The 11,302-nt window shown below is 46.6% G+C and carries 10 protein-coding genes; 7 read left to right on the top strand and 3 right to left on the bottom strand.

Annotated features, from left to right (window positions below; genetic code table 11):
* The first annotated feature begins 51 nt into the window (after window positions 1-51).
* The 7 genes from rpsJ (at window position 52) to H6G45_RS01755 (ending at window position 5,582) form a co-directional block, all read left to right on the top strand.
* Complete coding sequence (rpsJ, locus tag H6G45_RS01725) at window positions 52-369, top strand: 30S ribosomal protein S10 (RefSeq protein ID WP_190595990.1); 318 nt, start codon at window positions 52-54, stop codon at window positions 367-369.
* Window positions 370-644: 275 nt separating this feature from the next.
* Window positions 645-1,685: an ATP-binding protein gene (locus tag H6G45_RS01730; protein WP_190595992.1), complete on the top strand. Its 1,041-nt coding sequence runs from the start codon at window positions 645-647 to the stop codon at window positions 1,683-1,685.
* Window positions 1,686-2,354, top strand: a complete 669-nt coding sequence (locus tag H6G45_RS01735) for a DUF3226 domain-containing protein (protein WP_190595994.1) — start codon at window positions 1,686-1,688, stop codon at window positions 2,352-2,354.
* A gap of 148 nt (window positions 2,355-2,502) precedes the next feature.
* Entirely contained in the window at window positions 2,503-3,045 is a 543-nt protein-coding gene (locus H6G45_RS01740; protein ID WP_190595996.1) for a TRAP transporter small permease subunit, read from the top strand.
* The gene (locus H6G45_RS01745; protein ID WP_190595998.1) at window positions 3,045-4,382 is read left to right on the top strand and encodes a TRAP transporter large permease subunit; all 1,338 of its coding nucleotides are present in this window, start codon (window positions 3,045-3,047) and stop codon (window positions 4,380-4,382) included. Before H6G45_RS01740 ends, H6G45_RS01745 begins: the two co-directional genes overlap by 1 nt.
* Before the next feature lie 64 nt (window positions 4,383-4,446).
* Window positions 4,447-5,256, top strand: coding sequence for a transporter substrate-binding domain-containing protein (locus H6G45_RS01750; RefSeq protein WP_190596000.1), 810 nt, complete (start codon window positions 4,447-4,449; stop codon window positions 5,254-5,256).
* A gap of 110 nt (window positions 5,257-5,366) precedes the next feature.
* Window positions 5,367-5,582, top strand: coding sequence for a hypothetical protein (locus tag H6G45_RS01755; RefSeq protein WP_190596002.1), 216 nt, complete (start codon window positions 5,367-5,369; stop codon window positions 5,580-5,582).
* A 59-nt stretch (window positions 5,583-5,641) separates the two neighbouring features.
* On the opposite strand, the gene H6G45_RS01760 is transcribed toward H6G45_RS01755, so the two are convergent.
* From H6G45_RS01760 to H6G45_RS01770, 3 genes are all read right to left on the bottom strand, one after another.
* Window positions 5,642-6,619, bottom strand: a complete 978-nt coding sequence (locus H6G45_RS01760; protein ID WP_190596004.1) for a pentapeptide repeat-containing protein — start codon at window positions 6,617-6,619, stop codon at window positions 5,642-5,644.
* Window positions 6,620-7,138: 519 nt separating this feature from the next.
* Window positions 7,139-10,282, bottom strand: a complete 3,144-nt coding sequence (locus tag H6G45_RS01765; protein ID WP_190596006.1) for an efflux RND transporter permease subunit — start codon at window positions 10,280-10,282, stop codon at window positions 7,139-7,141.
* Window positions 10,283-10,333: 51 nt separating this feature from the next.
* A partial coding sequence (locus tag H6G45_RS01770; RefSeq protein ID WP_190596008.1) for an efflux RND transporter periplasmic adaptor subunit occupies window positions 10,334-11,302 on the bottom strand: 969 nt, incomplete at its 5' end.

The following is an 11,302-nucleotide window of genomic DNA, read 5'->3' on the forward strand; positions in this document are numbered from 1 at the left end:
CTTTCTGAACCTTGACAATTAAACAGTCCGCTAATTCTGAGTTAAATTTCCATGGCAACATTGCAACAACAAAAGATCCGTATCCGCCTCAAAGCCTTTGACCGTCGCCTCCTCGATACATCCTGCGACAAGATTGTTGATACCGCTAATCGTACTAATGCCGCTGCTGTGGGGCCCATTCCTTTGCCTACCAAACGGAAGGTTTATTGTGTGTTGCGCTCTCCCCACGTGGATAAAGACTCCCGGGAGCATTTCGAAACCCGCACCCATCGCCGTATCATCGACATTTATCAGCCTTCTTCCAAAACCATTGACGCTCTCATGAAGTTGGATCTCCCCGCCGGGGTTGATATTGAAGTCAAGCTATAGAAATTTAAATTTTTGCTTTTAAAATAAAATTGTCCTCGTTACTGAAATGGCGAGGATTTTTTGTTTTTTGTTGGAAGATTAAACTAATAGTTGTGTCAACAAGGGTGCGATTGAGAGTAGTTGACCATTAAAACACTGAGAGAAGGAAAGTTTGCTAGAGTGTAGAGAGATCAAAAAAGACGATATCACCCATATAAACTACTCCTGCTGATAATTAACTTCAATCTATCTTAAGAAAATATTTAGTCTGATTGAATTTATGAGGAAATAAAATAATGTTAACAAGCCTAGAAATCAATAAATTTAGACGCTTTGATTTCTTTCAACTATCATTGCTCAAACGGGTTAATCTTTTGGTTGGTCAAAATAATAGTGGAAAAACTTCAATATTAGAAGCGATTAAATTACTTTATTCCCAGGCTAGTCCTGCTGATTTTCTAGAATTATCTTCAGAGCGAAACGAATACGACTTTCACATTAAAGAATTTAATTCTGCTGATCTTAGTGGTCTTTTCCTTGGTAGAGACCCTGAAGACGGTTCTTTTTTTTCACTTATTGGCACTGAAGCTTCAAGACAAACTCTGAAGTTAGTTGTGACAGTAAAATGCAACTTTAAAGAGTCTTTGGGAAATATGATATACGAAGCACATGTAAACCATATCTCCGATAATCTCTCTATTAACAAACAGATTGCGTTTCCTTTATATGGGAATAATCTGAACCCAAAAATTATTAACATAAAACATAATATACATAATTCAGGGATAAATTTATTATCGACTCAATCCCTTACAACTGATGAGATGATAGATTTATTTAACAGACTGGTATTAACTCCTGGAGAAAATTCGGTGGTTGAGGCTTTACAGGCAATAGATAGTAGTATTGAGAGGATCGCGCCTGTGAACTTTAATGGCCACGGTAGTTTTCTAGTAAAAATTCATAACTGTAACCGACAAATCCCCATCGGCAGTATGGGGGACGGTGTTTGGCGAATATTGGGATTGGCGCTGTCTATCGTCAATGCTAAAGATGGTATTTTGCTGGTTGATGAAATTGATACTGGACTCCATTACACTGCAATGGATGATATGTGGAAAATGATTTGGCAAACAGCTAATGATCTTAATGTTCAGGTTTTTGCCACTACCCACAGTAACGATTGTTGGAAAAGCTTAGCCGAACTTGCTAGCACTTTAGATGACAACAGTGATGGAATTGCTATTCACCGCATTGAAAAAGGCCATGACCGTAGTATTTCTTACACAGAAAAAGAAATGGCGATCGCCGCAGAACGGGACATTGAGGTTCGATGAATGGCGCAAAAATTTATTCCCAAAATCTTGTTAGTGGAAGGAAAGGAAGATCAGCGGGTCATTCCCTATTTGATGGAAGCTAATGGCGTTGATTGGCCAAACAAAAATCCACTGGTCAAGATAGAAGATTGTAACGGGTATGAAAATTTAGCTAATCCTTTTGAAATCCGAGCTTATCTGAAATCTGGGATAACTCACCTAGGAATTGTTGTCGATGCCGATGATGATATTACCGCTAGATGGCAGAGTTTAAGAAATGCCTGTTCTTTGGCGATCGCCAACACTGACTTCCCGGAATCTCTTCCAAAAACAGTTTTGCTGCATACAGTCGACAATAAAAATATAAGTCAAAATCCAATTAGGTTTGGTATTTGGATTATGCCTAATAACCAGATGCGGGGGATGCTAGAGACTTTTCTTGCGTACCTGGTTCCAAATGAATCCAATGAACTTTGGACTTTTGCCAAACAATCGGCCCAAACGGCAAAAAAACATAACGCACCATTTACGGGTGTGCAGACAGACAAAGCTAATATTTATACTTGGCTCGCTTGGCAAGATCCTCCCGGAAGGCAATTACACGATGCAGTTAAACAAAAAATCTTAGAACCAACAAGGCATAATGCCCAGGCTTTTGTCGATTGGTTTAAGTTGCTGTATGAGTTATGAAATATGACAAAGAAAAATCATGGTTGAGATTCTCACCATCCTATGATTGGGGCAAGAAACTTACCCTGTTCTTTTTCAGTCTTGGGGTTAGGGATGAATTGCCCTTACTAGTCCATAAACATTACTGTCTAGACGGAGAGGTAAATAATTGCTCCGCATACTTTTAAGAATTGCCCACGCCATCGATCAATTCACCGCTTGGATCGGCAAATTCACTGCTTGGCTGGTATTAGCGATGGTACTAATTGGTGGTTGGAATGTGGTGGGGCGCTACCTCGGTCGCTTAGTTGGCCAGAATTTAGCCTCCAATGGTTTGCTGGAAGCCCAATGGTATTTGTTTGACCTAGTTTTTCTCCTTGGTGCCGCCTACACACTACAAACCAATGACCATGTGCGAGTGGATATTTTCTACAAATCCCTCGGAGATCGCCAGCGGGCCTGGGTGAATTTATTGGGTACCTGTCTATTTTTGTTTCCGTTTTGTGGGCTGGTGATTTTTTATTCCTGGGAATCGGTGCTCAATTCCTGGCAAATTTGGGAAACTTCCCCGGATCCAGGGGGGTTACCCCGTTATCCCATTAAAACAATGATTATTGTCGGTTTTGTCCTACTGATCCTCCAAGGCATTGCAGAAGTAATCAAAAATCTGGCGATCGCCCTTGGCCATGCTGATACGGAGGTTAGGGATTAATGGTTGACTACGACTGGTTAGGACCAATGATGTTTGTGGGGGCATTGGTCTTCCTGGGCTGGGGCTATCCCGTTGCCTTTTCTCTGGGGGGAGTGGCGATTTTATTTGCCATTATCGGTGCAGCCTTGGGTTCCTTTGACCCTATATTTTTGTCCGCTATGCCCCAAAGGATTTTTGGCATTATGGCCAATGGCACCCTCCTAGCGATTCCCTTTTTTATCTTTTTGGGATCCATGTTGGAGCGGTCTGGCATTGCCGAACAACTACTAGAAACCATGGGCATTATCCTGGGACATTTGCGGGGAGGCCTTGCCTTAGCAGTGATTCTGGTGGGCACTATGCTAGCGGCGACCACTGGGGTTGTGGCGGCCACCGTGGTCGCCATGGGGTTAATTTCCCTACCCATTATGTTGCGCTATGGCTACAGCAAGGAACTAGCTTCTGGGGTAATTGTTGCTTCAGGCACCCTTGGACAAATCATTCCCCCTAGCGTAGTTTTGATCGTTTTAGCAGATCAATTGGGAGTTTCCGTGGGGGATCTATTCATTGGATCTCTCTTGCCTGGGTTGATGATGGCCGGCAGTTTTGCCATCTATGTCCTCATCATCGCTTGGCTTAAACCAAATCTAGCCCCCGCCTTGCCGGCCGAAGTTAGGAACATTGGGGGTCAGGAATTACGCAGACGCATAGTACAAGTGATGCTGCCTCCCCTAATTTTGATTCTATTGGTGTTGGGCAGTATTTTCTTTGGCATTGCTAGTCCCACCGAAGCGGGGGCAGTGGGATCCATCGGGGCGATCGCCTTGGCCTTGGCTAATCAAAAGTTAACTTGGCAATCCCTCTGGCAGGTGTGTGACGCGACCCTACGCATTACTAGCATGGTGATGTTAATTTTGTTGGGCTCCACCGCCTTTAGTTTGGTGTTCCGGGGGCTAGAAGGCGATCGGTTTATGTTTGATATTTTGGCCAATTTACCCGGCGGTCAAATGGGCTTTTTAGCCGTTAGTATGTTGACCATTTTTATCCTGGGATTTTTCATTGACTTTTTTGAAATTGCCTTTATTGTTTTGCCCCTGTTTAAACCGGTGGCGGAAGCCCTAAATCTAGATTTAATCTGGTATGGGGTAATTGTGGGGGCTAACCTACAAACCTCTTTTCTCACTCCGCCCTTTGGTTTTGCCTTATTTTATTTACGAGGGGTAGCTCCCCCCAGTTTAACCACCGGGCAAATTTACCGAGGGGCTCTGCCATTCATTGCTCTACAAATTTTAGTGTTGCTACTAATTATTATTTTTCCGCCCCTGGTCAATTGGTTACCTTCCCTGAGTGCTAATTAGGGGAATTGATTTTCCTACTTTAATCATAATTTTTCTGCCATTTCTTCACCCCTTAACCCTTTCCATGCGTGGCTTCATTGTAGCTAGTTGTTTGCTATTTTCAATTCCAGTTTTAACTGTCAGCGTCACCGCCCAAACTATGGCGGATAGCATGGCCATGGCTAGCCGGGACGCCAGTTTAGAAGCTATTCGGCAACGGGGCAAATTAAGGGTGGGAGTTAAGGATAATTTAAGACCCTTGGGTTTTCGCAACGACCAAGGTGAATTAGCTGGTTTGGAAATTACTTTGGCCCATCGCTTGGCCCTGGCATTATTGGGGAACGAAAAAGCAGTGGAGTTAATTCCGGTGCAAAATCAAGACCGGCTCGCCCTCTTGCTTAATGGTGACGTGGATTTAATCATTGCTCAAATGGGACAAAATCCGGCCCGCGATCGCCTGGTGGACTTTTCTCCACCCTACTATATGGACGGAGTTGGTTTAATTAGTAAAAACGGCTCTCTGAAAAACCTAGACCGCAACCAGGCTCACACCATTGCGGTGCTTAATAATAGCGGCACCATCGCCGTGCTCAAACAGGCTTTCCCCCAGGTGAACCTAGTGGGTGTAGATTCCTACGACCAAGCCTACCAACTGTTGGAACAAGGACAAGCCCTGGCTTTTGCTGGGGACAATTCCGTACTGAGCGGCTGGTCCCAATCCCAACCAGACTACTACCATTCGCCATTACAACTAACCATTAATCCATTGGCGATCGCCATGGCCAAAGGATTGCAACACCAGGCCCTACAACGGGAAGTCAACCAAATCCTACTGAAACTGCGGGCTTCCGGTTGGCTCCGGCAACAATGGCAAGCCTGGGGACTCCCCTTCTAGGAAGTGCAGAAAATTTCACCCCAGTCAACAATACTTAACAAAGGTTTACAATTGCCTGGGCTTTTGTTAAGGTGTAGTTGTCAAAGTTGGTTTACTTGGAGAAATCAAACATGCAATCCTCACAGACCTGGGCGATGTCCTCCGCAGACACAGCGACAAAAGAAACCAACTGGCTTTCCCTGTTGTTTTTTTTGATGGGGGCGATGAATATTTACATGTTTTTGCGTCGTCAACGGGATTGGCTGAACCAGCAAGGCCTGCGTTTAATCAAGGTCGCCCTCGCATCCTTTGGCTGTGCTGCCCTATTGGAAGCACTGATCTTCTAGGAGGAATATCCTCCCCGGATGCAACTCCGTCAGTTAAATATTGCGGTGGCGGATTTCAACTAAATGACATAGGCGGTCTGGAGACCCCCAAAGCAACTGATATTTAATCCCTGGTGGCCATTTTGACTGTGGTGGTTCCCTAGTCCTAACAATCCTTCCCGAAACATTCCCCGGTCGGCGATCGCCTCTTCCCAATTAACACCCTGCACCACAGCATCGTCCCAAATTGCCTGGGTTAGGTCGGCTCCCATGAGGTCAGCCCCGGTGAGATCTGTTCCAGTAAGATTGGCCCCGGTCAAATCTGCGCCCCGCAGGTTAGCGCTCCGTAGACTGGACTGACTAAGGTTTGTTCCCCTTAGGCAACTGCCGGTTAATTTAGCTCCGTCCATGGCTAAACCCTGGAGACTGAGGTTACTCAGATCCATTTCCTTCATAAAAGCCCGGCGCAGATCCGTGGACCACAACCTCGCATCGCGTAAATTGGCCAAGCTCAGACAAGCCTCCTGGAGATTGGCCCAGGAAAGATCTGCTCCCTGGAGATTGGCTTCCCGTAAATTGATCGCGAACAAATTCGCCCCGGCAAGGTTGGCCTGTTCCAGGTTAGCTCCCCGAAGATTGGCATGGCCTAGGGTCGCCCCACTCAGCTTAGCCCCCTTAAAATTAGTTTTGACAGCAAAGGCCCCGTAGAGGCTGGCCTTGGTCAGATCAGCATAGCTTAAATCTGCTTGGTTGAGTTTAGCGTAGGTTAAATCCGCCCAGTTCATTTGGCAGTGGCCAAGGCGGGCCTTAGTCAAAAAAGTACGCTGTAAATTACTCCCGATCAGGTTAGTGCGCTCAAAATCAACGGAAATGAGGGTAAACCCCGATAGGTCGGCATTTTGCAAATTTTCCCGAGGGAAGCGGCGCACACCGTGTTCATAGGCCCGCAGGAGAGGATTAATGTTCATAGACAAGGAAGCTCCATGTCGAGAATGTTTACTGTTGTCCCTCTTTGGCCACCGGGTTTGGGCGGCGGCAGTTTTGACCAATGAAAGCACAGCAGTGACGTTTATTAGATATTTGCCCAGAAAAATCCTTCCGTCTGTAATGGATTTTACCTAAAACAAACTATTCGGACACACTTTTTGGCTGAGTTGACACAATTCTTAATTGTTTATTAAGAATAAAATGGTCTACGTCTTAAGGTAGAGAATGGAAGCTACAACCATTGTCTCATAAGGTTTTTACTCAAGCATTTTCCAAGAAAAATTGATTATTTGTGCCAGTAAGTCATTAATCTTTTGTGGTCAAGCTATAAATTCATTAACAAATAATTTTAATAAGTTTTATGAATTTTCCTCCCGGCCATAATCGCCCATAATCACCAAAAAGCCATTACCGGCACCAGTCTTGGGCATCAATGCTAGCCTGAAGGCGATGAAAATTTCAGAGGACAGGGGTGTTGACATCATCCTTTCCGTAAACTAAGGGGATTCTGTAGCGCTCCGTTCTGATGGTTAGTTAAGACGGAGTTTCCCTTTGCCATATCTTTGATAAACAATTCAATGTCTAATAATTTAAATTTTGGTCAAGCTTTTAAAGCGGGGGGATTCTCGGCTCACACCGTTGGGACTAGTTGGGCGTAAGAATTTTCCAAATTGGGCATACAGGGCTGGTAATACCAGGAGGGTTAAAGCGGTGGAGGTAAACAGTCCCCCTAGAATGACGATCGCCAAGGGTTGGAGAATTTCCTTACCAGCTCCGGTGCCGATCGCCAGTGGAAGCATACCCAGGGCGGAAGTGAGGGCAGTCATCAAAATGGCGACTAAGCGTTCCTGGGAACCTTCATGGATTACCTGGGCTAGGGGCAATGCTAGGGCAAATTTTTGGTTGTAGTTATCCACCAGTAATAGGCCATTGCGGACAGCAACGCCGAACAGGGTGATAAAACCCACCAGGGAAGCGACGGAAATAACCCCTCCCGTCACGGCGATCGCCAAAATCCCTCCAGCCAAAGCCAAGGGAAGATTGACCATAATCATTAAGGTTGCGGCCAGGGATTTAACGGCAAAGTACATCAAAATGGTGATGATAACGATAGATAAAAAGCCAAACATTAAAAGATTTTGACTGGCCCGTTCCTCCGATTCAAATTGACCACCGTACTGGATGAAATAACCAGTGGGGAGAGAAACTTTTTCCTTTACTTGGGCTTGAATATCGTTAACCACAGACCGCAAATCTCGGCCCTTAACGTTGGCAGAAGCAACAATTAACCGGGAAACATTTTCTCGATTGATGGTGTTGGGGCCGGTACCATAACTAATTTGAGCGACTTGGGCTAAGGGAATTTTAGTGCCGCTGGGGGTGTCTACCAGTAAATTACTAATCGTTTCTAAATTATTGCGGGCATCTGCTTTCAGCCAAACCAGCAGATCAAATAATTGTTGATCCTGCAAAACTTGGGAGGCTACTCTACCATTCAATGCTGTTTCTACCAACTCAGAAAGTTGACCAACGGTTAACCCATAGCGCCCGGCCGCTAGGCGATCAAACTGAATTTGTACCTGACGCACCGGGACTTGGGGTTCTAGCTGTAAGTCAGCAAGGCCGGGAATCTCCGCCATGGCTGTTTCCACCGATTTGCCGATGGTGCGGAGTTGTTCTAAGTCAGGGCCAAAAATTTTAACGGCGATCGCACTCCTCACCCCGGAAAGTACTTCATCCATGCGGTGGGAAATAAAACCGCCAATGTTAGGAGCCACCCCAGGTATTTTGTCAAACTCAGCCCGTAGGGTTTCGATACTCCCTTCCCGGTCGGCCATCCCTGCGTCACTAAGTTCTACGTCCAAATGTCCTAAATTGACCCCACCGGCATCGGCATCCCCTGGGGCCCGGCCAGAACGTAATTGTACGGAGCTAAAGCGGGGATCTTCTTTGAGAGCATCCTGGAGGGCAAAACCGACCCGATTGGTGGCTTCCAGGGAACTTCCGGGATAGAGCAGTAGGGCATTAACCAAAGATTGTTCCTGGAATTCCGGCAGAAAAACCCGCCCCATACTCGGTACTAGACTAAGGGAAAAGATAAAAAAGGCGATCGCCACTCCAATAATCCAGCGAGGATGGTGGGTACTTAACTTTAATAAGGGTTGATAAATCCTCTGGCTAATGCGAGCCAACCAAGTTTCATCACTGGGCAAACGGCAAGGGGCAAGTAAAAGGGCGCAAAGGGCTGGGGAAAGGGTCATAGCCACTAAAGTAGAGGCAAAAATAGACAATAGATAAGCTATACCCATGGGGGCAAAAATACGCCCTTCAACCCCCGTCAGACTAAAAATCGGGGCAAAAACAACAACGATGATCACTGTCGAAAAAATCACACTGGTACGAACTTCCACAGAGGTGTCGTAAACCACCTGAAACGGATGCTTTGGATTACCCAAAGCTTGATTTTTGCGGAGACCCCGGTAGCAATTTTCCATGTCCACAATCGAGTCGTCCACCACAGAACCGATCGCCACCGCTAAGCCTCCGAGGGTCATTGCATTAATGCCCTGGCCAAACCAACTTAAAATCATCATGCCAATGAGAATGGAAAGGGGAATGGCACTGAGGGTGATAATCGCAGTGCGCCAGTTCATCAAAAACAGCAGCATGACCACGGCGACGATGATAATGCCATCCCGCAAAGAATCCCGCACATTGGCGATCGCCGCATCAATAAAATTTTCTTGCCGAAAAGTAACTTGGAGATTAACCCCGGTGGGCAGGGCCGCTTTGACCTCTGCCATAGCTTTTTCCACCGCCTTACTCACCGTCGGGGTATCGGCCTGGGGTTGCTTATCAATCACCAGCACAACAGCCCGTTGGCCATCCACACTGCCATCTCCCCTTATCAAGGCGGGGCCAATAACCACTTCCGCCACATCCCGGAGTAAAATCGGTGTCCCATCCCTAGCTGTCACCACAGAATCTGCCAATTGGGATAGGTTTTCGATGCGCCCCAACCCTCGAATCACGTCTTCTTGGTCCGAGGTCAATAAAAAACCCCCCGCCGCATTCACATTGGCTTCTTCCACCGCCTCCGTTACCTGTTGGAGGGAAATATTAAACGCCTTGAGGCGGGCCGGATCAACCAAAACTTGATATTGCTTAACATCACCGCCATAGGCAACAACTTGGGAAACTCCCGGTACGGCCAAAATTTGATTGGTGATTTCCCGGTCAACCCGCCGCCGCACTTCCATCAAATTGGCCTGGGGGTTTGTCGGGGACTTCTCCACGGTTAAGGCGTACATCAAAATGGTGCTGATGGGGGAAGATACAGGGGAAATTTGTGGTTCCTCTGCCCCAGTAGGTAATTTATTCCGGGCAGATTGTAGTCGTTCCGTCACCAATTGTCTGGCTCGATAAATATCCGTGTCATCGGCAAAAATAGCCTTAACCACGGAAATGCCCACGGCGGACGATGAACGTACCATTTCTACCCCTGGGGTGCCATTCACCGCACTTTCAATGGGCAGGGTAATTAGAGTTTCCACTTCCTCCGGCGCTAAACCGGGAGCTTCCGTTTGGATTTCCACCTGGGGCGGTGCAAAGGGGGGAAACACATCCAACGGCATCTGGGTGAGGTTGTAGGTTCCTAAAATAGCCACCAGCATGGCTCCAATAACCACTAGCCAACGTTGGGCGATCGACCATTTGAGGATGGCATTAAGCATTTTCTAGGTAAATAGCAAGGGTAAATAGATGGCTTGAGCAATTCAGATTATTTAGGGGAAATCCTGATGGGATGGGGTTTCAATCAGGACTTTTTCAACTTCCAGGGATGATTCCTCCCGACTTGCTGTTAAAGTGTTGCCTGGCCAAGAGTTTGCTTGTTGTCGTTTTCCCCACAGGCTACCGGCCCAAAATAATCCAGCGGCCATAACTGTTCCCCCCAAAGGTAAAAGCCATGACGTTACTCCAGGCAGAGCAAAAGTAAATGCGGTTATTTCTGTAGATTCTTCAGTCTCTTCTGTTTTTTCCGCCGGCTTGGCCCGCAAAGATTGGGCATAGAGCTGATTAGCCCGCTGGGTAACCACTAAATCCCCGGCAAACAAACCGTCGGTGATTTCCACCCAATCCCCGGAAACCTGCCCCAGAGCAACGGTAATGGGTTCAAAAACATTGCCATTTTGCACAAACACCAGATTTTGCTGATCATTGGTTTTGACAATGGCTGATTGGGGAACCGCGAGAACCGGGGTAGGGGTGCGGTCGGTTAAAACTTCCAATTCTACGAACAGTCCGGGCTTAAGTTGACCATCAGCATTATCCAATGTCGCTTTCACGGAGACGGTACGATTTTCCCCTTCCACCACGGAGCCGATTTGATTAATTCGTCCACTAAAGATTTTGCCCGGCGTACTGCTAGCCCAGCCGCGAATTCCTTGGCCCTGGCGAATTTTGCTTAAATCCTTCTCGTAAATATTGGCTGAAACTTGAACTTGTTGACTATTGATAATGGTAAAAATAGCTTCCCCCGCATCCTGTCGGGATTCTCCGACCTTGATTTCATGCTCTGGGGTAGTGGCTGGGTCTATGACTATGCCAGTCATGGGGGCTGTAATCACAACGGTGCCATCCGGGCGGGCATTAGTTCCTAGTTGTTGCAAACGGGTCTGATAGGTTTCTTCGCTTAATTTGACCTGTTTTTGGGCAACATTTAAGGCAGTTTGGGCCCTTTTGATTTGGGCGAC

Source organism: Synechocystis sp. FACHB-383, assembly GCF_014698605.1.
Classification (GTDB): Bacteria; Cyanobacteriota; Cyanobacteriia; order Cyanobacteriales; family Microcystaceae; genus Synechocystis; species Synechocystis salina.